Origin of the sequence: Streptomyces humidus (assembly GCF_014649655.1) — a bacterium.
In the GTDB taxonomy this organism is placed as follows: Bacteria; Actinomycetota; Actinomycetes; order Streptomycetales; family Streptomycetaceae; genus Streptomyces; species Streptomyces humidus.
In genome coordinates, this window is sequence record NZ_BMTL01000002.1 from 128,430 (window position 1) to 153,893 (window position 25,464).

Here is a 25,464-nt window from a genome sequence, read left to right on the forward strand (position 1 = left end):
TCATCGAAGGCTGGTGCGGGCGGGCGGAAAGGGGGCGAGATGCCGACCGCTGCATCCAACGCGACCGGTGCGCCACCGGGGCCGCTGGTACGCAGACGGGGCCCGTGTGACAGTCGTCGGCCGAGCGATTGCCGGGCGGCCGGAGGCGCGGGCCAGTGCCGAGTCGTCCGCACTCGGTGGCAGAAACAGCGGAAAAGCGCTGGTCGATGCGTAGATTCCATTGCGGAGACGAGGACTCGCGAGCCGAGCGGGCCGGCAGAGGGAACCGACACCTCACCGTGGCGCCGTCCGGACGCCCGGCCCGGGCGTCCGGACGGCGAGCAGGTCGCACGACGGCGCGGGCATACCCCTGAAGGGCGCGCGCCCGCGCGAACTATTGCCGACGTTCACCTCCACCGCGAGCGGAGGCGTGCCGGCGCATCGGTCGCTCGGCGCGAACCCCGAACTGGCCGTTCCGTACCCCGAGACCTACACCATCGAGTGACCCGCCGACCGCCCGGGGTCGCTCCCGCTGCGGACATGCTGCTACCGATCTGGTCGTATACGCGTGGGAGGGATGTGGCAATCCCTACGGGGCGTTGAGGCTCTCGACAAGCCGCTCCCCGCACGGACTGACCCGCCGGACCCAGCCGACCCCCGACCGCCGACCTGGCCGACCGGGCATGCGCCCCTGGCAGCCGTGAGGACGGAATTCGGTAGGGCCAGCCTCGTACGGCCGACCCGGCGGGGGCCGACCCCGGGGGCAGGGGGGCTGATCACAGGGCTCAGTGGGGGGATACGGGAGCGGATATGGGGAGTGGGATCAGGAGACTCGTGGGCTGACGTCCGGGACGCACCCCCCTCCCCCTGCCCGCCGGACCACCGGTCCCCTCTCGGTTGCGGCCCTCTGGGTTCCCACAGACGCGAGGTTGGCCTGAACTCTGCGGTTGCCCGCCCGCCGTTCCTCGCGGCTAGCTGCCCTCGATGTTCCTGGCACCGATATGGAAGATCTTGTGGGTGCCCCGGGTCACGTCGACGATGAGCTTGGTGGTCTGGTTCCTGCTCCAGGTGAGGGTGATGACAGCCTCCGTGTGGTCGGCGGTGCCGTTGTCGGTGACCTTCCAGGCGAGCGGGACGTTCTGGGCCTGCAGGACACCGTCGGCGTGGTTCGTGTCCTCCCAGACGTTCAGTTCCTGCTGGAGGGCCGGCGTCAGGTAGTGCTTGCGCAGCGCGTCCGCCAGATCGCCGCCGCCTTCGTCGGTGACCGCGTCGATGTAGGCGCCGTAGAAGTCGGCGACGCGGGTGATGTTGTCCGACGGCTTGCCGCTGACACTGCGCGGGCCGCCGGCGGACGCCTGTGCCGTCACACCGAGCCCGAGGGCCAGCGCAAGCCCGGCGGCGACAGCGGTACGGCGGGTGGTGCGCAGGCGGGTAGTGCGCAGGCGAGTGGTGCTCTTGCCGATCACGCTGGTCCGGCTGGTGACGTCGTTCGTCATTTCCGTGTTTCCCCGTGTTTCTCGTGTGGTCGTCTGCACTTGCGTGCGGTGGTCCGCTCTTGTCTGCGGGCGTGCGCGGTGGTGCGGTCGTGGGGGCTGCCGCCTCTCCCGACCCCCGTGGCGGGAGAGGCGGCAGCCCTGCTCTTCTCATTGGCCTCATGGATCGAACGGCTTCGTCCGTCCCGACCGGATCCTGCAGACGTACGTGCCGTAAGGTCCTGGGTCCGGTACGAACCGCCCGGCCGCACGGGCCGCACGGGCCGCACGGGCCGCACGGCGGATCCTGTCGGTCACAGTCGCGTGGAATCCGTCGGGTCGTGCTGGGGCGCGGCCGGCCGGCCCGTGCGCGTCGGGGTCAGGTCGCGTCGGGTCAGGGTGGGTCGTCAGCGGAGTCCGTCGACGGCTTTGACGGTCGTCTTCTTGAACGCCTTGACCGGGGCGTCTGCGAAACCGCCCATCTGGCCCCAGTCCACGACCGTGACCCTCGTGCCGTCCCGCCCGACCGAGAGGAGCCGGATGTCGGTGGCCCCCCAGGACGTCTCGGTGTGCAGGCCGTAGACGTGGGAGCCCTCCTCGACGTCGAGCCGCCCGTAGTCCCTGAGCGTGGCCTCGGTCTGCGGGTCGGCCCGCTCGATACGCCCGGCGCAGGACTTGATGTCCTGGTTGATCCGTGAGTACAGGCTCTTCGCAGCGCTGGCGCTGGACGACTGGACGCCGACCTGACGGGCGCTCGTGTCGAGGTCGGTCCGGAAGTCCCGGTGCCAGGAGTTCGAGACGCCGTCCAGTGCCATGCCGAGGCAGCGGTCCGTTTCCACGCCGGTCGATGTGCCGGCGGTGATCTTTCCCGACGTCCAGGAGGAACCCGGGCGCGGAGGGAGGTCCGAGGCGGAGAGGAAGCCCGGCCGCTGGGAGGACGCGACGCCCGCCGACGGGGCGAACCCGGCGCCGAAGGACGGGCCCGCGCCGGTGAAAGCAGTGAGCCCGGTGAGCATGATGAGTGTGACCCCTCGGATGTGCTTGGGCATGGGTGTCCCCCGTCGATGAGTGCTGGGTGAGTGCATGGATGTGGGTCGCTGCCGCAGGGCCGGTCGGTCGGTCCGGCCCTGGTCGGTACGACACCAAGAGCATCGGCGGTCCCCCCTGCGTCCTGCAACGGTCATCGCACGATCGGCCGTGGTGGAACCATCCCAGCCCATCTGACGTGCAGGTATATGAGTGCCTGGGATGACCGCCCCGGCCGGGACGAGCACGGGGGACCTGTGTCGACCGACGACTGTGTGAGCGATGTGACAGCGTTCGCGGCGCTGCTGACGGAACTGAAGGGGCGCACCCAGCGCAGCTACGGCTCCCTCGCACGCCGCCTGGGCATGAACACCTCGACCTTGCACCGCTACTGCGCCGGGGAAGCGGTTCCGCAGGATTTCGCTCCGGTCGAACGCCTCGCGGAGTTCTGCGGGGCGACTCCCGAGGAACGCCTCGAACTGCACCGGCGGTGGCTTCGAGCGGTGGCGGCACGACAACGACCGCGGGGAACGACAGACCCGGAAACTCCGGAGCAAGCGGAAACAGCAGCAACAACGGCAACGGCTGGGGCGACGGGAACAGAGAGAGCCGCGGAAACGGCAGAGCCCTCGGTGACTGCAGAAACACAGGAAACACGGGAAACACAGCAGACAGAGGAGACACAGAAAGCGCCGACAGCACAGGAGCGGCCGGAAACCCCACAGTGCTCGGAAGCGCGTGAGGCGACCGGAGCATTTTCAGCGCCTGCAGACGCTCCGGCGCCCGACGCACGCGGAACGTCAAAGGACGTGGAAGTCGTGGCTTCGATGGTCACGGCAACTCAGAAACCGGTTTCGACGCAAGTGCAGCCGCACCGCTGGTACCGTCGCCGCCGCACCGCCGTCCTCGTCGGTGCCGCGGGCGCGCTCGTCGCCACCTTGGGCACGTTGTCACCGCTGTCCGGCGGCGAGCACGCGTCGACGTCGGACGGCGCGGCGCGGTCCACCGTCGCCCCCGCTGTCTCCTCCCCTGCGATCGTCCCTGGCCGCTCCTCGGCGCCGGTCCCGAAGACGGCCCCTGCCTCCACCGGGCCCACCGCGTCCTCTCCCGCTGCCGGACCCCGCAGGACCTCGCCCGTGAGCGAGGCCGCCCCGGCCGGTGGTGGAGCCCCGGCGGCCCCCACCACCGGCGCACCGCTCACCTGGACCGCCGACTCACAGGTCTGGGCGCAGGGTTGTGGTCATGACTACGTCATCGACAAGCCGCCGGCGCAGGTCCCGCCGCCTCCCGCGGCGCAGGACGCCGGGCCCTGGGCGTCGGCGCAGGGTGCTGTGCACGGACGGGAGACCAACGTGGAGATCGCGGTTCAGGGACGCAGTGCCACGGCCGTCGTGCTGACGGCGTTGCGTGTGCGCGTCGTCGGACGTGCGACGACGCCTGCATCCGGCACCGTGTACGCGATGGATCAGGGCTGTGGGGGCTCCCTGAGCAAGCGTTACTTCGCGGTCGACCTCGACAAGGACCGTCCCGTCGCGCACTCGGTCGCCGGCAACGACTCCGGTACGCCGATCCCTGCGGTGAGCCTGCCCTACCGCGTGTCCAGCAAGGACCCCGAGGTGTTGCTGGTCACGGCACGGACCGAGAACTGCGACTGTAACTGGTACCTCGAACTCGACTGGTCGTCCGAGGGCCGTACCGGCACGGTCCGGGTCGACGATCGCGGTCGTCCCTTCCGCACCACCAGCATCGAGGGACTGCCTCGCTACTGGTACGGCTCGGACGGCGGGGAACGCCACTGGGTCCCGGGCCACCGGCTGACCTCATACACCGACTGCCCCCGCAGCCACACACCGCCAGTCGGGTGCGGGACCGCATGACACCTCGGCCACCACGGAGTTGAAGCCCCCCGACGCCGTGCAGACGCTGCGCACCCGCGCACGGGTGAGCATGTCGCCGAGCCGCCGGACGCCGAACTGCCCGACGGCCAGATGCCGGACGACGTCCTGACCGGCCATGAATCGACGTGCCCGTCCCGTCGGATTCCTCGGTCGATCCCTTCACGGTGGCCGCGGCGGGGCGCTCACGCCTCCCAGACGGCAGCAGCCGTACGGTCGTCGGCATAGCCCTTCACCCTCACCTGGGTATCGACGAGGAAGGCGGCGAGGCCGGGCGGGGAAGGGTCCGACCAGCGGTCCGTCAGATACGCGGACAGCCCGGGCTCGCCGCGCAGGGGGTCGGCCAGCCCGTCGGTGCACATCAGGAGCGTGTCACCCGGGCGTGCCACGGAGGCCCGGAAGCGGAAGGGGTCCCTCGGCGGTTCGGGATCCGGGTCGTAGGGGTTGGGCGGAGTGGTGACGCCCAGGTCCATGGTGAGCCGGTCGCCCTCGGGCGTCTCCGCCGGGAGCGACCCGAACCCGACGACCGGCTCGCCGGCGACCTCGCCCACCTGCGGTTCGATGTCCCGCCACACGCCGCCGCGCAGCCGGAACAGCCCGCCGCCGCCCATGCCGAAGAACACGCGCGTGCGGCATTCGGGAGCTGCGGGCAACAGCAGACAGCGCAGGGTGGCCGCGTACTCCTCGGGCTCGAGACCCTGTTCAGCGGCGTCGGCACGGAGCCGGCCCAGGCTGCGGTCGGTGAGCCGGTGCAGGCCGGACTTCAGATCGCCGCGCCGGGCCGCCCTTATGTCCTCGGCGAGCCGGACGTGGCTGCGGCCCACGGCCCGCCCGATCCACCGGCACAGCTCGGCGGCCGCACGATGCGCGCCCGGAGTCGCCCTGGCGCCGCTCGCCATCGCAACCAGGATCAGCGCCTGCTCGCCCGTCCCGAAGCGGGCGGTGAGAAGCGAGTCCCGACGCGGCTCCCCCCGGTATCGGGGGGAATCGCCCCGCACGGACGCGGCCCGCAGCGCCCAGGCTCCGTACCGGGCGCCCTCCAGGACGGTGTCGGCGACCAGGTCGTCCAACTCGTCCGGGTCGGCGGCGGGGAGAGCTCTGGGCTCGGCGTCGTAGGTGGGCGGCCCGGAACCGACGTAGTCCTTGGACGCGGGAAGTACGGGAATGTCCAGGACGGTGGGCCGGTGGTCGCGCGGAGCAGGCTCGCCGGCCCTGTCCGGGGCGCGCGCGGGGGCGCCCCGGGCAGGGGCCAGGGAAGGGGCCGGGGCAGGCTCCGAGGCGGGAGGGGACGACGGATCAGCAGGGGGGAACGAGGACGCCGGGCCGTCGGCGTGGGCGGTAGGGGCCCTCGGGGGCAGCGGGGGCAGCGGGGGACGGGCAGATGCGGGCGGCCGCACGGGATGAGGGGGTGGCACGGGATGAGGGGGTGGCACGGTGGCGGGTGCAGGTGGCACGGGCAGCCCAGGGGGCACGGCAGGTGCGGCGGGGACTGCAGCGGCTGCAGGCGCGGCAGAGGCCGGGGGGACGACCGGCGCGGGAGGAACCGTAGACGCGGGAGGGACGGCCGACGTCGCACCGGGGTGGGACCGGTCGGTCGTGGGCGTCGCAGGTGGGTTGGACGCCGTGGGTGCGGGCGGCGGCTGGCGCGAGGGAGTCGTTGCCGGTGAGAAGGGTGAAGGCGGCTGCGACATGCGTGGTTCGCAGGATGTGGACGCCGTCCGCGACGTCGCGTCGCCGTCGGTCGGAGCGGGTGCGGCACCGGCGTCCCGGACCGTCTGCTCGGCGAACCCGGGCGGCAGCGGACCGGGCGGGACATCCGCACGGTCGGGAGGCACGTCCGACGGCGGTTCCGTACGGGTCCCCCAGCCCAGATCGCCCCTGGCGTCGGTCCGCACATCGCTTCGGGCCTCCGGGCCGGTGCCCTCGGCGCCCCGGCCGGGGGCGCGGCCGTCGGCTACCGGTCTGCTCTCAGGCCCCCAGGTGCTGCGGTCCCCCGCGTCTCGCCCCGTGCCGGGTGCAGTGGGTGCGGTGGGTACAGGCGCGGCCGGCACACCGGGCGGCCGGCTTGCGCGCGGCGGAACGGCGGGCTCCGACGACGGAATCGGCCCCGGCGACGTCGCGCCCTGCGAGGTCCACCAATCGGTGTGTGCGCCGGCTCCGGTCCGTTCGGCGCGCGGCGAGGGCAGCGGCCCGACGACGCCGGAGGCGGCCTCGCCGCCCACCGCACCGCCCGCCGCACCCCCCACCTCATTGCCCATCGCGCCATGACCCGTACTGTCGTGGCTCGTCGCGTCGCGCGTGGCCGGCGAGTCGTCCGCTTCGCCGTCCGGGTAGCGTCTGAAGGCCGGATCCCGGACCGCGTCCGGACCTCGTCCCGCCGACAGGTTCCGCACGCCATCCGGGTCCCGCACGCCCGCCGGGGCCCCCGGGTCGACGCGGCCGCCGTCATCCGGTCGCGCGCCGTCCGTCGCGCCCGTGGAGCGCACTGTTCCGGCGGCCGAGGCGAAGCGGTCGTCCAGTGAGTCGGCGACGGGCGCGGGCCCCGTGTCCTCGGTGGCGTCCTCGTACAGCTGCCGCCACCAGTCGTCCTCGCGACCGGTGGGCCTTCCCCCCTGCTGGCTCATGCCGCCAATTGTCCACCGCACGGCCCGTATGGAAACGGGGCATCCGGAAAATGCGCCACGCCACGGGTACCGAACAGCTTCTCGAGAGGCGTCCGGAACGGTCGGCGGGCGAGCCGGGCCAGCCGGGCGCTCCGCTACGGTGGCCACCGGGCGAAGGGGCTGATGGAGCCGACGGGAGCGACCGCCCGGCTGCAACCGGGAAGGCACGCCTACGAGCCCGGCCCGGTGACCCGGGAACTGTGACGACACCGCTTACCAGCGTTTCACTGCTCTCCAGCCGTACGCCTTGACCTGCGCATTCTCTCCCGCTCAGGCACTCTGGGCAGATGGGAGTGTGGGAACTCCTGCTGGTCGGACTCGTCATTCTGCTCGGCCTGTGCGGAGTGCTGGTGCCCGGCGTCCCAGGAACGTGGCTGGTGTGGGCCGCGGTCCTGTGGTGGGCGCTGGAAGATCCGCGGCCGGTCGCCTGGTTCGTGCTGGTCGGCGCGACGGTAGCGCTGTTTCTGTCCCAGGTGGTGCGCTGGGCCCTTCCCCCTCGCCGGTTGCGGGCGAGCGGCGCGACCCCGCGGATGGCGGTGTACGCGGGGGTCGGCGCGTTTCTCGGATTCTTCCTGCTCCCCGTGCTGGGCGCGATCCCCGGCTTCATGGGCGGCATCTACCTCTCCGAACGCCTCCGCCTCGGCCGCCACGGCGAAGCCCGCGCCGCCCTGCGCACAGCGATGCGCTCAGGCGGCTGGAGCGTACTGGCCGAACTGTTCACCTGCCTGCTGATCGCGGGGGCATGGCTCGGGGCGCAACTGTGGGGGTGAGGACGGTGGGCCGCTGACGGCCGTCAAGGCGAGCGGTGGTCGTCGGACGTTCACCGGGCGCCGGGCGATGGCCTGTCGCCGGGCGGTTTCCGGTCACCGGGCGGTTTCCGCTGCTGGACGACCGTTGTTGGTGACAGTCACCCCGATAGCGGGGATCACCGGTGACGGACGGTCACCACGCGCGCACGGTCCTCGGCGCCGGACAGTCGCAGTGACGGTGTCGACGGGGTCGGCGGGATCGACGGGATCGACGGGGTCTGGACGTCGTCCGCCTTCAGACCGACGCTGCCGGAAGCGCCCCCTCCAGGGTCAGCAGTCGCACCTTTCGGTCCAGCCCGCCCGCGTATCCGGTCAGGGAGCCGTCGGCGCCGATGACCCGGTGGCAGGGCCGCACGATCAACAGGGGGTTCGCCCCGACTGCTCCGCCCACGGCTCGGACAGCCATTCTCGAGGCCCCGACCTGCGCGGCGACCTCACCATAGGTGGTGGTCGCCCCGTAGGGGACCGCGTCCAGGGCGGCCCACACCCGCTCACGGAACTCGGTGCCGTCGCTGCGCAGGGGAAGGGTGAACTCCTCGAGGTCCGCGGCGAAGTAGGCGTCGAGCTGTTCCCGCGCGGAACGGAAGGGTCCGGGATCGTGCCGCCAGTCCGCCCGTACGGTCCGCCCGCCCTTCTGCCCGGGCACGGAGAGCGAGGTAAGCGCTCCGTCGGGACCGGCGGTGAGCAGCAGGGGGCCGAGCGGGCTCTCCACACTCGTCCAGTACGTCGTCAGGTCCGCCTCGCGGCCCCTCGGGTCCGTCGGTTCGCCTGGATCCATGGAACCGGTCGGTCCCGCCGGCTCGGCCGGCTCGGTCAGGTTGATCAGCCCGGTCGGCTCGGTCAGGTCGGCGGGCTCGGTCAGGTCGGGCAGGTCGGTCATCGTTCCTCCGCGGCGCGCAGATGATGCAGGGCGTAGGTGCGCCAGGGGCGCCAGGTGTCGGGGACGTCCGCGCCGGGCGGCGCGACGTCGGGGTCGCCGAGGGCGCGGGCACGGATCGCGGCGATCGTCCGGGCGTCCAGGCCGGGCAGGGCCGACAGCGTCTCCTGGGCGTCGTCCCGGTCGACGCCCGGGTCCAGCCGTACGGTGCCGTCGGCGAGGGCGGCGACCAGGGCGCGCAGCGTGCCGTCAGGCTCGGCCTCGGCCACAACGGCGGGCTCGGGGAAGAGATGGGTGAGAGTCCCGCAAGGGGCGTCGAGGACCTTGCCGTACGCACGCACGAGCCGCTCCGTCCCGGCCCGCCCGACGAGCGCCCGCACCGCGTACTCCTCCGGGTCTGCCGCTCCCGGCGCGCGCAGCCCGGGGCGGGCGACGATCAACGGAGCGAGCCGCGGATCGGCGCCGAGCCGCTCGTCGACGGCGTACGGGTCGGCGTCGAGGTCGAAGAGCCGCCGCAGCCGTTGGACGGCGGTGGTGAGGTCCCGGAGGTCGGTGAGGTGCAGCCGGGCGTCGAGCCAGCCGCCGGGATGGACGGCCGAGGCCCCGCCCGGGTTCCCCGCTCGCTCGTCCACGGCGACGATTCCGGTGCCGTACGGCAGCCGCAGCGTACGGCGGTAGGTGCGCCGGCCGGCCGGGCCGCCCACCTCCTCCACCCCGGCCACGGTCTCACGCTGCAGCAGGTCGAACACTGCCGGTGCGTGGTACGGGCCCCGGTGGGCGAGTCTCAACGGGATCCCGGCTGAGGGGGCGGCGGTACGGCACGACGCGCGCACGGCGGCCCGCAGCCCGGTGGGTGTCGTCGCGTACACGGCCCGGACGGTGTCGTTGAACTGACGCACACTGGCGAACCCGGCCGCGAAGGCGATCTCGGTGACCGGCAGCCCGGTCGTCTGCAGCAGGAGTCGCGCGGTGTGCGCGCGCTGCGCCCGGGCGAGCGCGACCGGTCCCGCGCCGAGCTCGGCCGTGAGCTGCCGCTGCACCTGACGGGCGCTGTAGCCGAGTCGGTCGGCCAGCCCGCTGACGCCCTCCCGGTCGACGATCCCGTCGCCGATCAGACGCATGGCACGGCCGACGACGTCGGCCCGCGCGTTCCACTCCGCCGATCCCGGCACGGCGTCCGGGCGGCACCGCCGGCAGGCCCGGAAACCCGAGCCCTGCGCGGCGGCGGCCGTCGCGAAGAACCGCACGTTGTGACGTTTCGGCGTCCCGGCCGGGCAACTGGGCCGGCAGTAGATGCCGGTGGTCTCGACGGCGAAGAAGAACTCTCCGTCGAACCGGGCGTCCCTGCTGCGGACCGCTTCGTAGCGGGTTTCCTGGTCCGTCATGAGTCCCAGTCTCAGCCCGGGAGGGAAACCTAGCTAGCGGAAATCGGACGTGGCGGTGGTGACCTCACGGACGTCACCACCGGCCCAGCTGGTTCCCCCCGGCGCAGTCGACCACTCGCCGCCGCACCCCCGCTCGCCCACCTTCACCGCCCCGCCGCCCAGGTGATCGTGCGGAACCGCATGAAGAACCCGAACGGCGAACAGCATCAGCAGGCAGAACGCGACAGCACGAACTGCATGAACAGCGCGAACGGGTTCGAGCGACGTGACGACGTGAAAGGCGTGACGACATGAACGGCGCGTCCGGGGTGAAGGGCATGTCCGGGATGAACGGCGCGTCCGGGGTGAAGGGCATGTCCGGGATGAACGGCGCGTCCGGGGTGAAGGGCATGTCCGGGATGAACGGCGCGTCCGGGGTGAAACCGGTTACGCAAAAGGAACGGCCTGCGCACAGGAAACCGCCTTCGCAACGGAAACCCCCGCACCACGGGATGCAACCGGTTACCGAACGAGAATCGCTACGAGATCGCTTCCCGACAGAGTAAGCGTTTATCCTGCGCATCCCGCTGGTCAGCCCCTGGCCTACCGCTGGTCAACCGGTTACCGAGGCGGTGCCGGCCACCAAGGCCCCCGGCCCCTCTTCGCCTCGCCCGCCGCGCGGCCCTCTGCCTGCCTGCGCTTCCAGTCCTGGCGAACGCCGGCCCGCACGCGTGCGTCGGACTTGGCGACGATCCGCTGGTTCTCCCGGACGAGTTTGCGGTAACTCTCCAGTCTGCGCAGGGGCAGTTCGCCTTCGTCGACGGCCGCCCGCACGGCGCACCCTGGCTCGGCGTCGTGCGCGCAGTCGTGGAACCGGCAGTCCCGGGCGAACTCCGCGATCTCCGAGAACACCTGACCGACGCCGCCGCCGGCGTCCCAGAGGCCGACGCCACGCAGTCCGGGCGTATCGATGAGGACCCCACCGTCGGGAAGCGGCAGCAGGTTGCGGGTAGTGGTGGTGTGCCGCCCCTTGCCGTCCATGTCACGGGTGGCCTGGACGTCCATCACGTCGTCGCCGACGAGCGCGTTGGCGAGTGTGGACTTGCCCGCGCCCGACGCCCCGAGCAGCACGGAGGTGCCCCGCCCGATCAGCGCCGCCAACTCCTGGACGCCCTCGCCCTCACGGGCGCAGACGGTCAGCACGGGTACGCCGGGTGCGCTCGCCACGACGTCCTCGACCAGGTGGGACAAGGTGACCGGATCGGGCACCAGGTCGGCTTTGGTGAGCACGACGACAGGCTGGGCGCCGGACTCCCACGCCAGGGCCAGAAACCGCTCGACGCGGCCCAGGTCCAGGTCGACGGCCAGGGACATCGCGACGACCGCGTGGTCGACGTTCGCGGCGAGGATCTGTCCTTCGGAGCGCTTGGAGGAGGTGGAGCGCACGAAGGCGGTACGGCGCGGGAGGAGCGTCCGTACATATCGTGGATCGCTGCCGGCGGGGTCGACGGCAACCCAGTCCCCCGTGCATACGACCTTCATCGGGTCGCGAGGCACGACGAACTCGGTGTCGGCACGGACGACGCCGGCCTCGGTGACCACGTCGCACATACCTCGGTCGACGCGCACCACACGGCCGGGCAGCAGACTCTGCACGGAATACGGGAGAAACTCGGTTTCCCAGCCTTCGTCCCAGCCGTAGGCGGCGAGAGGATGCGAAGAAACCGATGAGGAGGAGAAATGCAAGGGAGACCCTTCACAGGGGCAGCCTCGGCAGCACGCCGCTCCCGCACGTGAAAGCGTTCACGTAAAGGAATGCAGAAGGGAACGGAGCGAGAATTCGGTCAGCCGGAGACCGCGGGGGTGGAGTGAACGAACGTCTGGCCGCTGCGCGCAGCGCCCCTGGTGGCCACGGTCATCGGTCACACCCCCCTGTTCCTCGTACAGCTGACAGCGGCGGCCGACTCGGCCCCGCTGAAGACTCACCCAGGATAGGGACGTCAGTAGCCGGTTGCCACTCAATTACCGTCCGGCGACGGGGAGGAGTCGTCGCTCGAGCGGAGGTGCCATCCGGCCTGAGCGACGACAGAGAAAAGGCAAGGAGGTGACCCCTCTCCTTGCTCACTGTCCACCCGGGCGCGACCGCGTTGCGGCGGCTCCTGTCCACGCTGATGGACTTCGAGGAGGTGAACCGCTTCATGACCGGGATGATCACCGCGGTCGGCGTCCGCTACGACTTCGGCGAAGGCCACGAACTGCTCGGCCGGCGGCTGCGCGACGTGGAACTGCGGCAGGGGCGCCGCCTCTACGAACTGATGCACGCCGGTCACGGCCTGCTGCTCGACCGGACCGGGGAACTCTCGGTGCAGGGTTGGGCGGGCCGGGGAACTCTCGGTGCAGGGTTGGGCGGGCCGGGTCGATCACGTCGTCGACGTCAGCGAGGAACTGGACGTACCCGCGGTCCTGTTGCGGCCCGACGGCCACGTCGCACGGGTCGGTGAAGACCAGCAGGAACTGGTCGCCGGCCTGCGGAAGTGGTTCGGCGCCGCCCTCGCCTGAACCGGACACCCCACGACGATGACGGCGCGGGCGACGGCCGGCGAGGCGACGGCTGCGCCGTCGCCCATGACGAACGGGCCGACCCGGGTCACGACTCAGCGGACGAAGACGGCTGCGGAACGGCCGGCTTGCCTCGGCCGGCGTGCCTCAAGAACCCGGCCGCTCACTCGGCTTCCCTGCCTCAAGAAGCCGTGCACGTCTTCCCGTTGAGGGTGAAGGCGTAGGGCGCTGAGTTCTTCTTCTGCCAGGAGGCGAGGAACCCGAAGGTGAGAGTGCCGTTCGCGGAGACGGTCCGGTTGTAGTCGGCGGCGGTCGCGGTGACGCGGGAGCCGTTCTGAGCGAGGCTCGCGTCCCACATCTGGTCCACCCGCTGGCCGTCGCGGAAGGACCAGGCCACGCGCCAGGAGTCGAGGGCGTCGGCGGTCGTGACGGTGACGGTGGCCTGGAAGCCGTCCGGCCACTGGTTGACCAGGTCGTAGCGGACCTCGCAGGCCGCCTCCGTCTCACTCCCCCCGGCGCCCGCGGTGGACGAGGAGGTCCCCTGGGGCTCGGGGTCGGGCTTGCTCGCCGTGCCGGTGTCGTCCGCCGACGGCGTGCCGTCCCCCGAGGGCACCGGGCCGGACGAGGGCGGCGCGGCAGAGGTGGCCGGCGAGGCGGACGGCAGGGCGGAGCCCGGCCCGGCCACCGGACTGCTGTCCGTGGGACCGCCCTTGGCGATGCGGTCGCCACCACTGTCGCCCGGCATCATCGAGACGGCGAGCGCCAGCCCGGAGACGAGGACAGCGGCGGTGAGCAGTGCGTTGCGCCGCACGCGCGCCTTGCTCGCGGCGGCTCGTGCGGCTGCGCCCTCGGGGTCCGAGGTGTCGGGGCGTCCGGGGCCGAGGCGCACCTCGGCGGCCCGGCGGCGACGCTCCAGGTAGGCGAGACCGCCCCAGCCGATAACACCCTGGGCGAGGGCCGCGGGCAGCCCTCCGCCGTGCAGACGCAGACAAGCCGCGGCCTCCGCGCACTCCACGCAGGTGGCAAGGTGTCGGGAAAGGTCGGCCGGGGTGTCGGCCGCGGGCGACCGGGTGACGGCGTCCAGCAACCGGACGTAGCTGCGGCACTCCGCGTCCATCGGCGTGTCGAGATGGTTGCGGTGACAGCGGTCTCGAAACAGGCCGCGGACTTCGTTGAGCTCTTCCACCGCGGCGCTCGGGTCCAGGCCCTGGCGGCGGACGACGGAGTGCAGCGGCAGCGCCTCCACCTCCGCCAGCCACAGCAGTGCGGCGTCCGGTTCCTGCATGTCGCGCAGGCCGCGCAGGGCGATGGGACGGCTCAGGGGCGGTCCGACATAGCGTGCGGCCTTGCCTGAGTTCAGCCACAGGCGCAGGTCGGGGTCGAGTTTGTGGCCTTGGCCCTGGGCTTCCCAGGCGGCGGCCGTGGTGCGCACGGCGGTCAGCAACAGGGGGATCCGGGGCAGCCGGGACGAGCGGCGGCCGGCACCTCGTGCGGTGCCGTCCTCGGCGGCGCGGGCCTCGCGTATGCCGAGCGCGAACGCCTCTCGGGCCAGCTGGTTGGCCGCGGTCGAGCCGGATGTGCACAGGTCCGCGTACGAAAGGACGGCGTCCCAGCACTCGGAGAACAGCGCGGCCTCGGCGGCGTCCTTCGGGGTCGGCAGGTCGGGCATGGGTCTCCTGCATCCACAAGCAAGGTCAACTCACCATGACGGCAATGGAGTTGGGGGGAACCTCGCGGCAGGGGCAGAGCTTTTCACGTTCCCCACACAACTGACAAGCTCCCTGTTCAAATGTCATGTCAGGACAGCAGGACAGGAGTGGCGGCGCACGCCGCTCCGCCCTTTTGTACGGACGCGGACCGTTTCCTGCTCAAGGCCGACACCGACTTTCGAGATCGGTTTCGCACACTTTCCGCACCAGACCCTCCCGAACAGACCGTTTCGGACGGACCGTTGCGGCTCGCGCCACCTGCAACCGGCTTGCTTCGAAACCGGTTCCAGGACCCTACGTCCGGGGACTATACGGTCGCCGCGTCCTGCGCCGGAAGGCTGTCCATGAAAGAGCTCACCGAGAAGACCGCACGGCCGGGTCCGGGCGGGCCGTAGCCGGGCGGCGAGGACAGGCCGAACTCGTCCATGGCTGCGCGGTAGGCCTGCAGCAGCCGGATGTGGTACTCCAACGGTGCGCCCTGCGGGTTGGCCTTGCCGAGCGGCGTCGTGGGCTCCGGGCACCAGGTCGTGAAGCGGGGCGTGATGCCGTGCGACATGAAGAAGCGCAGGCCCTCCGTGGTGGAGGCGATGGCCTCGTCGACGCTGCCGAAGCCGAAGGGCTCGGCCATCTCGACTCCCGCGACGAAGTTGGGGATGACGTTGCGGGCGCCGAAGATCTCCGCCGAGTCGAGAATCCTCTTGTGCCACTCGTCGCGGCCGACGTAGCGCTCCTTGCCGGGGCAGTACAGCTCGAACAGCCTGCGGTCCCACACCTCGTAGTTGGGGTGGTAGATCTGCACCCCGTAGTCCTTGAAGCGCTGCACGTCGTCGCGGGGCAGCGCCTGGGCGACGACCTTGCCGATCCAGCGGCCCGGGAAGCGCTCCTCGATGGCCTTGGCGTAGTGACCGTAGAAGTCGGCCTCGTCGCGTCCGGCGACGGTCTTGGTGATCGCGCCGCCGGTGAGCGTGTAGGCGGTGGACGCCTTCTGGGTGTCGTAGCGGTCGATGATCTCCAGAGCCTCGAGGACCTCCTCGACGTCCTTCACGCCCGTGTAGGGCCGCCCCGCCGCCTTGTGCTGGCGCCAGTTGTGGTTGATGTCGCAGTACTGGCACTCCTCCTTGGCGCCGAAGTACTGACACACCCGGAAAACGGTCAGGTAAATGAGGTAACCCCACTGGATGGTGGGGGCCACCTCCATGACGGACTTCCCGTTGGACAGCTTGTGCCGGTAGTACTCGGGCATCGGCGGCACCCCGACGTCGGTGATGCGCCGTCCGTCGAGGTACAGGCCGAGCAGGCCCTCGTCGTCCGCCGCGACGCGATAGGGCGAGGCGGGGTTCACCCGGACCGAGACGACCGTGCGCCGCAGGTCGTAGGGGCCTCCGGTGAGGATGATCTCCTCCGGCGGGCGGCGCAGTGCGGCCTCGCCGAGCTCGGGCAGGGTGCCGTGGTCGAAGGAGAAGATGAAGTACGACTTCGGCTTGACCTCCCCCGACTCGTTGTCACTGAGGGCCGAGGCGTCGAAGGCCACGCCTCCGCGCAGCAGATCCTCCTTGATGACGGCTTCCCGCGGAACATGCGGAAACCGCTCCATCAGATCTTCGATCAGCGCGGTACGGCTGTCCATCCGACTCTCCTCCCGGCTCAGGCGTACGACTCCTCACGGTATGCCCCTGCCGGCGCGGAGACGGGGGCGGGGGGCCTCGTGTTGCGGGCAGGGTAGGTTCCACCTGGGAACCGAGGGTTCTCGATCTCCTCGGAAGGGGCGAGCAGTCGCATGACGGAATCCGTTACCAACTGGGCCGGCAACATCGTCTTCACCGCGAAGGAAGTGCTCCGCCCGCGCTCCCTCGATGAGCTGCGCTCGCTGGTCGCGGGGAGCTCCCGGGTGCGGGTGCTCGGCAGCGGGCACTCGTTCAACAAGATCGCCGAGCCGGGCGACGGCGGGGTGCTGCTGTCGCTGGACGGCCTGAGCGGCGAGATCGACGTCGACTCGTCGGCCCGTACCGTGCGAGTCGGCGGCGGTGTCCGGTACGCCGAGCTGGCGCGCCGGGTGCACGGGCACGGGCTCGCTCTGGCGAACATGGCCTCCTTGCCGCACATCTCGGTCGCCGGGTCGGTGGCGACCGGCACGCACGGATCCGGGGTCACGAACGGTCCGCTGTCCGGCTCGGTGCGGGAGGTGGAGATCGTCACCGCCGACGGCTCCACCGTCGTCGTCGGGCGCGGCGACCGGCGGTTCGGCGGGGCCGTGACGTCCCTGGGCGCCCTCGGCGTCGTGACCGCGCTCACCCTCGACCTGGAGCCGGCCTACGAGGTGGAACAGCATCTGTTCACCGGACTCCCGCTGGAGGGGCTCGACTTCGAGGCTGTCGCGAGTGCGGCCTACAGCGTCAGTCTGTTCACCGACTGGGGTGCGCCCGGCTTCCGGCAGGTGTGGGTGAAGCGGCGTACGGACGGGCCGCCGGCCGACTTCCCGTGGGCCGCGCCCGCCGTGGAGGCCCTGCATCCGGTGCCGGGGATGCCGGCCGTCAACTGCACCGAGCAGTTCGGAGTCCCGGGGCCGTGGCACGAGAGGCTGCCGCATTTCCGGGCGGAATTCACCCCGAGCAGCGGAAACGAGTTGCAGAGCGAGTATCTGCTGCCGCGTCCGCAAGCGCTCCGGGCGCTGCGAGCGATCGACGGCATCCGGCAGACGGTGGCCCCCGTGCTGCAGATCTGCGAAGTGCGGACCGTGGCGGCCGACGGGCAGTGGCTGAGCCCCTCCTACGGCCGGGACACGGTGGCACTGCACTTCACCTGGGTCGAGGACACGGCGGCGGTGCTTCCGGTGGTGCGGGCCGTGGAGGCCGAGCTGGAGCCGTTCGAGCCGCGCCCCCACTGGGGCAAGGTCTTCCAGCTGCCCGCCGACGTGGTACGCGGCCGCTACCCCCGGATCGCAGACTTCACCGCTCTCGCGCGAGTGCTGGATCCGGCCGGCAAGTTCAGCAACGCCTTCGTGCGGGACGTTCTCGGCGGCTGACGTCCGACGCGCTTCCGCCGACTTTATAAAGCCCCTTTCCTAACCCCTTGTCGAACTGTGCGCCACGCCATAGCCTGGCGCGGCGCCGGTGCCGTCGCAGTGCTGGCCCGCCCGGCACGCGAGGGGACGGAAGCGATGAGGGGGGCACGTTCCATGAAGCGCGGCACGTCACGGGACATCCGCACCGCGAACCGCTACGAGGTGCTGCGCCAGATCATCGCCGCGTCGCCCACCTCCCGGCAGGAGCTCGCGGCCGCGACCGGACTCTCGCTCGCCACCGTCGCCACGCTGGTCGGCGAGCTGCTCGACCTCCGCATGATCACGGAGGTCGGATTCGAGGACTCGGCGGGCGGGCGCCCCCGGGGACTCGTGGCCGTCAACGCGTCGGGGGGCGCGTTGATCGGCGTGGACATCGCGGAGACGTACGTCCATGTCGAGCTGTTCGACCTCGCGCTGAACGTGCTGGCGCGCGCCGAGGAGAACATGCGGCCCGGTGAGAGCCGTCCGCAACAGGTGGTGAGCCATGTCGCCGCGGCCGCCGGTTCGGTGGTCGCGCAGGCCGGGGTCGAGGCCGCGCGGGTGCTCGGGGTCGGGGTCAGCGTGCCGGGCCAGGTGGATCGCGCCACGGGTATCTCCGAGTACGCGCCCAACTGGGACTGGCACGACGTGCCGTTGCTCGATCTGCTCTCCGAACACATCGCGTATCCGCTGTACTTGGACAATCCGCTGCGGGCCGGCGCGGTGGCCGAGCTGTGGTTCGGCGCGGCGCGCGGTCACGGGGACGCCGTGGTGGTCAACCTGGGAACCGGCGTGGGCGCCGGACTGGTGCTCGGCGGCGGACTGCACCGGGGGGTGAGCAACAGCGCCGGTGAATGGGGGCACACCACCCTCGTGCTGGACGGCCGGCCGTGCCGTTGCGGCAACCGCGGCTGCGTGGAGGCCTACGTCGGCGCGCCCGGCATCATGCAGAATCTGAGCGAACTCTTCCCGCACAGCCCGCTGTTGCATGCCGACGACCAGACCGCCACCATCGACGCGCTGGCGGTCGCCGTCGCCGCGGACGACCCGGCGGCTGTCCAGGTCGTCCGCGAGACCGCACGCTACCTCGGTGCGGGCATCGCCAACCTCATCAACGTGCTCAATCCCGAGGTGGTCGTGCTGAGCAGCTGGGTCGCCGCTCGACTCGGCGAACCTCTCCTGAAGGAGGTGCGCGAGGCGGTGGCACGGCATGCGCTGCAACGCCCGCTGGCCGCCGGCCGGATCGTCGTCAGCCCGATTCCGAGCGATCCGGCCTGTCTGGGCGCGGCGACGTTCGCGCTGGAAGGTGCGCTGCAGTCCGTCGGGCAGCGCCACGTCAGACGTACCGGCGTGGGCGCGCGCAGCCGTACGGCGTCGGCCGGATGAGCGGCCGTCCACAGGACTGCGCGACGGCCGGCCGTGTACCGCTCACGCGTGCAGTCGCCGACCGTGGCCGTGACGCCCCTGGCCGTCGGCGTGTCCGGGCACATCGCCCGGGGCGACGAGCGGAATGTGCGGCGGTGAAGCGCACCGGGAGACAGGACGGATCCGCCGGGGCCCACGAAGCCCTGGCCGGGCGGTAGTTCGCCCGCAAGGATCACTCCCTTGGACCGAGGGTCGCCGGCCCTGACACCGGCGGCCCTCATCTCCCTGTCCCCGTAACCGACTCGCGCCGCGCACCGCTCCTCCCCGAATGCGTCCCGGGAATCCGCCTGTTCGCCATGCCGAACCGATGGCAACGCTTCGAACAGACTTCGTCCAACCCCTTGCCGAAGCCTTAGCCGAAGGTTAACGTCCGGCTCCGCAGTGCCATTTGAGCCATCCGGCACCGAAGTCGTCGCGCCGCAGCCGTACTCGAGACAAGGACGTCACCATGTCGGCAATGAGCAACAGCAACTGGTCCCGCCGATCCCTCTTCCGGGCCGCGGCAGGCATGGCCGCGGCCGGCACGCTCGCCGCCTGCGGCAGCAACAACGGCCGTGGTGGGGGGTCGGGTTCGGGCGTCGCCCTGACGCAGTTCTTCCACGCCTACGGCGAGCCGGGCACGGAACAGGCGATCAAGAAGTACGCGAAGGCCTACGACAAGGGCGATGTGACCACGCAGTGGATCACCAGCGCCGACTTCGAGAGCAAGCTTTTCGCCACGCTGCTCACCAAGAGCGCGCCCGACCTGTTCGAGTTCCACCCGCAGATCCAGATGATCAAGAGCGGCCAGGTGGCGGACCTGACCGACATCATCGAACCGGTCAAGAGCGACTTCAACCCCGCCGACATCAAGTCGCACACGGTCGACGGCAAGACATACGGCGTCCGCATGATCGACGACCCGCAGTTCTTCTTCTACCGCAAGTCGATGCTGGAGAAGGCCAAGGTCGAGGTGCCGACCACGCTCGACGAGCTGATGGAGGCCGCCGCCAAGCTCACCACCGGCAAGGTCAAGGGCCTGTACATGGGCGACGACCTGCACAGCGTCATCAACCCGATGATCTGGTCGGCGGGTGCCGACACCCTCGACGAGAAGAACCAGATCGCCTACCACACCCCGGGTGTCATCGAGGGCATCAAGAAGATGCGCAAGCTGTTCACCAGCGGCCACCTCCTCCTCGGCGCACCGACCGCGTCCTGGGACCCCTCCTCCCTCAACCAGGGTCTGTGCGCCATCCAGTTCTGCGGCATGTGGGCGATGCCGGGCATCCAGAAGGCGCTCGGCGACGACTGGGGCGTCTTCCCCTTCCCCAAGACCGTCGACTCCGGCAAGCAGTCGGTCTACAACGGCGGTTGGTCGATGTTCGTCAACGCCAAGGGCAAGAACGTCGAGGCCGCCAAGGAGTACGTCAAGTGGCTCTGGATCGACCAGAAGAAGTACCAGGAGGAGTGGGCCACGTCCTTCGGCTTCCACATCCCGCCGCGCACCTCGATCGCTCAGACCGCCACCAAGCTCAAGTCGGGCAACGCCGCTGAGGGCGTCAGGCTGTTCAACGAGTTCGGGCACTTCGACAACATCGGCTGGACCCAGGCCATGATCACCTCACTCGAAGACGTCTTCGCGAACGCGGTCCGCAAGGACATGGATCCGGAAGCCGCGCTCGACAAGGCCGACGCGGCCGTCAACCGCGAACTCAAGAAGCTGTTCGGATAGGCCGCGGGACGGACCTCGACATGTCGACGACCGAGACGCGCGGCCTTGCGCGCCCCGCCCCGGCGAAGCCCTCACCGGCCAAGCCGCGGCGGGGCCTGCGGGGCAGCCCCACGTTCAACTTCTGGCTCTTCACGGGGCCGTTCCTCATCGGCCTGGCCATCTTCGTCTACGCGCCGATCCTGTGGAGCCTCTGGCTCAGTTTCTTCGAGGCCCGCTTCACCGTCACGCCCGACAAGTTCGTCGGCTTCGAGAACTACACGTACATGCTGACGAACGACGACTTCGTCGGCTCGCTCGGCACCTTCACCGTCTTCGCCGCTTTCATCGTGCCCACCACGTGGGCCCTCTCGCTGGGGCTGGCCCTGCTGGTCAACCGGCTGCGGTTCATGCGGGCGTTCTTCCGGTCGGTCTTCTTCCTGCCGACCGCGTGCAGTTATGTCGCCGCCGCGCTGATCTGGAAGATGTCCATCTTCAGCGGGGTCCGCTTCGGCCTGATGAACACCGTCATCGGCTGGTTCGGGATCGACAACATCGCCTGGCTGGTCGACCCCAGTCCGCCCTGGTACTGGTTCGTCATCGTCACGGCACGTCTGTGGCTGCAGTCCGGTTTCTACATGATTCTGTTCCTGGCCGCACTGCAGAACATCCCCGGCGAGCTGTACGAGGCCGCTGCCATCGACGGCGCCAAGCCGGGCTGGCAGACGTTCCGTCACATCACGTTGCCCCAGCTGCGCGCCACGTCCACAGCGGTGATCCTCCTGCTGCTGATCGCGGCTTACCAGGCCTTCGACGAGTTCTTCAACCTCCTGTCGAAGACCACATGGGGTCGTCCGCCGCTCGTCGAGCTGTACTACAAAGCCCTGGGCGAGAGCCAGGACTACGGGGCCGGCAGCGCGGGCGCGGTCGTCCTGACCGTGCTGATCTGTGCCGTGACCCTGCTCCAGGGCAGGTTCCTCGGCTTCGGAAGGGGGGACGAGTCCAAGTGACCACCACGATGCCCGAGGTGCGGGAGCCCGCACCTCCGTCGGACAAGTCCCGCCGCGACAGGCGCGGCGGCGGCGTGATGAGCTCCACCGGCCTCTACGTCGCCGCCGGGATCTCCGCGTTCTTCTTCCTGATCCCGTTCTATCTGCTCCTTCGCAACGCTCTCTCCACCGACGCCGAGATCACCGGAGAGAACTGGAAATTCTTCCCCACCGACATCCAGTGGGGCAACATCAGTGAGCTGTTCACCGACGAGACGGTCCCCTTCGCCCAGTCCCTGTGGAACTCGGCGGTCGTGGCCACCCTGCACACCGTCGGCGTGCTGCTGGTGTGTTCCCTGGCCGGCTACGGACTCGCCCGCATCCCTTACCGGCACGCCAACAAGGTCTTCTACGCCGTCCTGGGCACCCTGATGGTCCCGACGGCGGTCACCTTCGTCCCGAGCTTCGTCCTGGTGTCGTCGCTCGGCTGGGTGGACACCTACCGGGGTCTGATCATCCCGGGCCTGTTCAGCGGTTTCACCTGCTTTCTGTTCCGGCAGTATTTCCTCGGGTTCCCGAAGGAACTCGAGGAGGCGGCACGGGTGGACGGACTGGGCTACTGGGGCGCGTACTGGCGCATCGTGGTACCGAACTCGCTGAACTTCTTCGCGGCGATGGCGACCATCACGTTCATCAACGGCTGGAACTCCTTCCTGTGGCCGCTGGTCATCGGCCAGGACCCGGGTTCGTGGACCGTCCAGGTCGCGCTCTCCAACTACATGACCAACCAGACCGTCATCTTCCACCTGATCTTCATGGCCACGGCCATGTCCATCCTGCCCCTGGTGTTCGTGTTCCTCTTCCTCCAGCGCTGGCTGGTCCAGGGGATCGCGCAGACCGGCATCAAGGGCTGACCCAGGAGACCGATGTCCTTGCGCACCTCCCCTTCCCCCGCTTCCCCACGAGCGGGGGGACCGGCGTCCGTCGATTACGTCGAAAGTGTCTCGCCGGGCGACGGGGCCCTTCCGCCCCGCGCCTGGTACGCGGCCTCGAACGCCCCATCCCTGTCGCTGAACGGACGCTGGCGGCTTCGCGTGTCGGCGACGGCCGACGCCGAGGACGACGCGTTCGCCGCGCAGGGGTACGACGCCGCGCACTGGCCTGAGGTCACGGTCCCCGGGCACTGGGTGCTGCAGGGCGAGGGCGCCTTCGGCTCGCCCGTCTACACCAACCACCTCTACCCCTTCCCCGTCGACCCGCCCCGGGTGCCGACGGAGAACCCGACCGGCGACCATCTGAGGGTCTTCGACCTCCCCGAGGGGTGGCCCGACGTTTCTGAAGGCGGTTGCGTACTCCGTTTCGACGGCGTCGAGTCCTGTGCACGGGTCTGGCTGAACGGCGAGGACATCGGAGAGTTCAAGGGGTCGCGGCTGCCGCACGAGTTCGCGGTCGGGCACCTGCTCAGGCGAAGCGGGAACGTCCTCGCGGTCCGGGTCCACCAGTGGTCGGCCGGCTCGTATCTGGAGGACCAGGACCAGTGGTGGCTGCCGGGCATCTTCCGTGACGTGACGTTGCTGCACCGTCCGGCCGGCAGCGTGCTCGACTTCTTCGTGCACGCCGCCTACGACCACGTCACGGGCGAGGGCTCACTGCGCGTCGACTCCGATGTCGAGGGGCGGGTGACCGTGCCCGACCTGGACATCGATGTCGCGACCGGGCAAACGGTTACAGCACCGGTGCAGCCGTGGACGGCGGAGACGCCCACGCTGTACGACGGCGAACTGGTGACGGAGGGCGAGCGCGTACCCCTGCGCATCGGTTTCCGCACCGTCGAGCTGGCGGACGGGCTGATCAAGGTCAACGGCCGCCCGATCCTCTTCAAGGGGGTCAACCGGCACGAGTGGCATCCCGAGACGGGCCGCGCCCTCGACCTGGAGACGATGCGCGAGGACGTGCTGCTGATGAAGCGGCACAACGTCAACTCGGTCCGCACCTCCCACTACCCGCCGCACCCGGCCTTCCTCGACCTGTGCGACGAGTACGGACTGTGGGTGATCGACGAATGCGATCTGGAGACCCACGGCTTCGTCGAACAGGACTGGCGGGACAACCCGGTCGACGACGACCGCTGGACCCCCGCCCTCCTCGACCGCGCCGCCCGCATGGTCGAGAGGGACAAGAACCACCCGTCGGTCGTCGTCTGGTCCCTGGGCAACGAGGCCGGCACCGGGCGCGGTCTGACCGCCATGGCGCAGTGGATCCGCGCCCGTGACCCCGCACGTCTCGTGCACTACGAAGGCGACGTCAACTGCCGTGACACAGACGTCTATTCGCGTATGTACGCCTCCCACGAGGAGGTCGAGCGGACAGGACAGGGCCTGGACGGCGGTCCCCTCGGGCGACGTCGACTCCCCTTCATTCTCTGCGAGTACGCGCACGCCATGGGCAACGGTCCCGGCGGACTGGCCGACTACCAGCGGATCTTCGAGGCCCATGACCGGCTCCAGGGCGCCTTCGTCTGGGAGTGGATCGACCACGGCATCAGGCACCCGCAGCTGGGCTACGCCTACGGCGGCGACTTCGGCGAGGAGCTGCACGACGGGAACTTCGTCTGCGACGGCCTGGTCTTCCCCGACCGCACCCCCTCCCCCGGCCTCGTCGAGTTCAAGAAGGTGATCGAGCCGGTCGCTCTGGACGCCTCCGACGATGGCACGGTCCGCGTCACCAACAAGCAGGACTTCGCCGGCCTCTCGGCACTTGCCTTCACCTGGGCCTTCCAGGTGGACGGCGAGACCGTCGGGTCCGGGTCCCTCACGGTGCCGCCGCTGGCGGCGGGCGCATCGGCCGAGGTGCCGCTGCCGGAGCCTCCGGTCGACGCCCCCGCAGGCGTGGAGACGGGATGGACCGTCCAGGCCGTGCTGGCCGAGGACACCGCCTGGGCACGCGCGGGACATGTGGTCGCCTGGGGCCAACTGGCCCTGGCGTCACCGATGTTGGCGTCACCCGCTCAGGGCGCGGCGCCGGTCGTCGGGGAACGGCTCGTGACTCTGGGCCCTGCCTCCTTCGACGTCCGCACGGGCGAGCTGCGAACCCTGGGCCCGGTGGCGGTGACCGGCCTGCGCCTGGACGTCTGGCGGGCGACCACGGACAACGACGACGGCGCGCCCTGGCAGTCGGACGTCCGCCACGGTCTGCTCTGGCGCAAGCTGGGCCTGCACCGGATGCGGCACCGGCTGGACGCCGTCGAAGTCGGCGACGACGCACTGACGGTACGGACCCGCGTGGCCCCGGCCGGCTGGGAGGTCGGCCTGTCGACCGCCTACCGATGGACGTCGGACGGTGACCGCGTACGGCTGACCGTCTCCGTGACCCCTGAGGGCGACTGGACGGTGCCGCTCCCCCGCCTCGGCGTCCGCTTCGGACTGTCCGAGGCCGACCGGGTGACGTGGTTCGGCGGCGGCCCCGGCGAGGCGTATCCGGACAGCAAGGCGGCGTCCGCGCTCGGTCGCTGGCAGTCGACCGTGGACGCCCTGCAGACGCCGTACGTCCGCCCCCAGGAGAACGGCGCCCGCGCCGACGTGCGCTGGGCGGAACTCGGCGGGCTGCGCATCGAGGGGGACCCCGCCTTCTGGTTCACCGCGCGGCGCTGGACGACCGAACAGCTCGACGCCGCCGCCCACCGCACCGACCTGGTCCCGGGCGAGACGGTGTGGGTCAACCTCGATCACGGTCAGCACGGCCTGGGTTCCCAGTCCTGCGGCCCGGGCCCTCTGCCCCCGTACGTCCTGACCGCGTCGCCCGCACAGTTCTCGTTCGTCTTCACGCCGACCGGCTGAGGCTTTGCCCTTCCCTGCCGCCGGCCCCCGGGCCGGCGGCAGGGGATCCCTCGGCACGCTCGACGGCTCCCCGCTCAGCCGCCCGAAGCGGTCGGCCGGCCGCGCGACGTGCGGCCTCCCCTCACGTACGA

The 25,464-nt window shown here is 70.7% G+C and carries 16 protein-coding genes and 1 pseudogene; 9 read left to right on the forward strand and 8 right to left on the reverse strand.

All coding sequences use genetic code 11. The features are described from left to right. Positions 1-950: 950 nt before the first annotated feature. Entirely contained in the window at positions 951-1,475 is a 525-nt protein-coding gene (locus IE239_RS02440) for a hypothetical protein (protein WP_229877715.1), read from the reverse strand. Positions 1,476-1,858: 383 nt separating this feature from the next. After that, complete coding sequence (locus IE239_RS02445; RefSeq protein ID WP_190147540.1) at positions 1,859-2,500, reverse strand: hypothetical protein; 642 nt, start codon at positions 2,498-2,500, stop codon at positions 1,859-1,861. Positions 2,501-2,686: 186 nt separating this feature from the next. On the opposite strand from IE239_RS02445, the gene IE239_RS02450 reads away from it, so the two are divergent. Next, complete coding sequence (locus tag IE239_RS02450) at positions 2,687-4,354, forward strand: helix-turn-helix domain-containing protein (protein WP_190147541.1); 1,668 nt, start codon at positions 2,687-2,689, stop codon at positions 4,352-4,354. Between the two features lie 203 nt (positions 4,355-4,557). On the opposite strand, the gene IE239_RS02455 is transcribed toward IE239_RS02450, so the two are convergent. Further along, positions 4,558-6,063: a protein phosphatase 2C domain-containing protein gene (locus tag IE239_RS02455; protein WP_229877754.1), complete on the reverse strand. Its 1,506-nt coding sequence runs from the start codon at positions 6,061-6,063 to the stop codon at positions 4,558-4,560. A 1,259-nt stretch (positions 6,064-7,322) separates the two neighbouring features. Between IE239_RS02455 and IE239_RS02460 the strand changes: the two genes are divergently transcribed. Beyond that, on the forward strand, positions 7,323-7,805 hold the full coding sequence (locus IE239_RS02460; RefSeq protein WP_190147542.1) for a DUF456 domain-containing protein: 483 nt from the start codon (positions 7,323-7,325) through the stop codon (positions 7,803-7,805). 274 nt (positions 7,806-8,079) lie between these two features. Here IE239_RS02460 and IE239_RS02465 read toward each other — a convergent pair whose 3' ends face one another. The 3 genes from IE239_RS02465 to rsgA all read right to left on the reverse strand — a co-directional run bounded on the left by IE239_RS02465 (position 8,080) and on the right by rsgA (position 11,741). Further along, on the reverse strand, positions 8,080-8,622 hold the full coding sequence (locus tag IE239_RS02465; RefSeq protein WP_190147732.1) for a methylated-DNA--[protein]-cysteine S-methyltransferase: 543 nt from the start codon (positions 8,620-8,622) through the stop codon (positions 8,080-8,082). A gap of 98 nt (positions 8,623-8,720) precedes the next feature. Continuing rightward, positions 8,721-10,106, reverse strand: coding sequence for a DNA-3-methyladenine glycosylase 2 family protein (locus IE239_RS02470; RefSeq protein WP_190147543.1), 1,386 nt, complete (start codon positions 10,104-10,106; stop codon positions 8,721-8,723). Positions 10,107-10,706: 600 nt separating this feature from the next. Next, positions 10,707-11,741: a ribosome small subunit-dependent GTPase A gene (gene rsgA, locus IE239_RS02480; RefSeq protein WP_373308041.1), complete on the reverse strand. Its 1,035-nt coding sequence runs from the start codon at positions 11,739-11,741 to the stop codon at positions 10,707-10,709. 455 nt (positions 11,742-12,196) lie between these two features. On the opposite strand from rsgA, the pseudogene IE239_RS02485 reads away from it, so the two are divergent. After that, positions 12,197-12,644 (forward strand): annotated as a pseudogene (locus tag IE239_RS02485) (aromatic-ring hydroxylase C-terminal domain-containing protein); the annotation flags it as partial. Between the two features lie 181 nt (positions 12,645-12,825). Here the strand turns inward: IE239_RS02485 and IE239_RS02490 are convergent. Continuing rightward, the gene (locus IE239_RS02490; RefSeq protein ID WP_190147546.1) at positions 12,826-14,313 is read right to left on the reverse strand and encodes a cellulose-binding domain-containing protein; all 1,488 of its coding nucleotides are present in this window, start codon (positions 14,311-14,313) and stop codon (positions 12,826-12,828) included. Positions 14,314-14,660: 347 nt separating this feature from the next. Further along, on the reverse strand, positions 14,661-15,980 hold the full coding sequence (locus IE239_RS02495) for a radical SAM protein (protein ID WP_190147547.1): 1,320 nt from the start codon (positions 15,978-15,980) through the stop codon (positions 14,661-14,663). Between the two features lie 150 nt (positions 15,981-16,130). On the opposite strand from IE239_RS02495, the gene IE239_RS02500 reads away from it, so the two are divergent. From IE239_RS02500 to IE239_RS02525, 6 genes are all read left to right on the forward strand, one after another. Further along, positions 16,131-17,375 carry an FAD-binding protein gene (locus IE239_RS02500; protein WP_190147548.1) on the forward strand — a complete coding sequence of 415 codons (1,245 nt, stop codon included), beginning with the start codon at positions 16,131-16,133 and terminating at the stop codon, positions 17,373-17,375. A 153-nt stretch (positions 17,376-17,528) separates the two neighbouring features. After that, positions 17,529-18,779, forward strand: a complete 1,251-nt coding sequence (locus tag IE239_RS02505) for an ROK family transcriptional regulator (protein WP_190147549.1) — start codon at positions 17,529-17,531, stop codon at positions 18,777-18,779. Between the two features lie 496 nt (positions 18,780-19,275). Next, entirely contained in the window at positions 19,276-20,532 is a 1,257-nt protein-coding gene (locus tag IE239_RS02510) for an ABC transporter substrate-binding protein (RefSeq protein ID WP_190147550.1), read from the forward strand. Positions 20,533-20,552: 20 nt separating this feature from the next. Next, positions 20,553-21,518 (forward strand): carbohydrate ABC transporter permease, encoded by a 966-nt coding sequence (locus tag IE239_RS02515; RefSeq protein ID WP_190147551.1) that lies wholly within the window; start codon positions 20,553-20,555, stop codon positions 21,516-21,518. Continuing rightward, entirely contained in the window at positions 21,515-22,411 is an 897-nt protein-coding gene (locus IE239_RS02520) for a carbohydrate ABC transporter permease (RefSeq protein WP_190147552.1), read from the forward strand. Before IE239_RS02515 ends, IE239_RS02520 begins: the two co-directional genes overlap by 4 nt. A gap of 12 nt (positions 22,412-22,423) precedes the next feature. Continuing rightward, the gene (locus IE239_RS02525) at positions 22,424-25,333 is read left to right on the forward strand and encodes a glycoside hydrolase family 2 TIM barrel-domain containing protein (RefSeq protein WP_190147553.1); all 2,910 of its coding nucleotides are present in this window, start codon (positions 22,424-22,426) and stop codon (positions 25,331-25,333) included. The last annotated feature ends 131 nt before the right edge of the window (positions 25,334-25,464 follow it).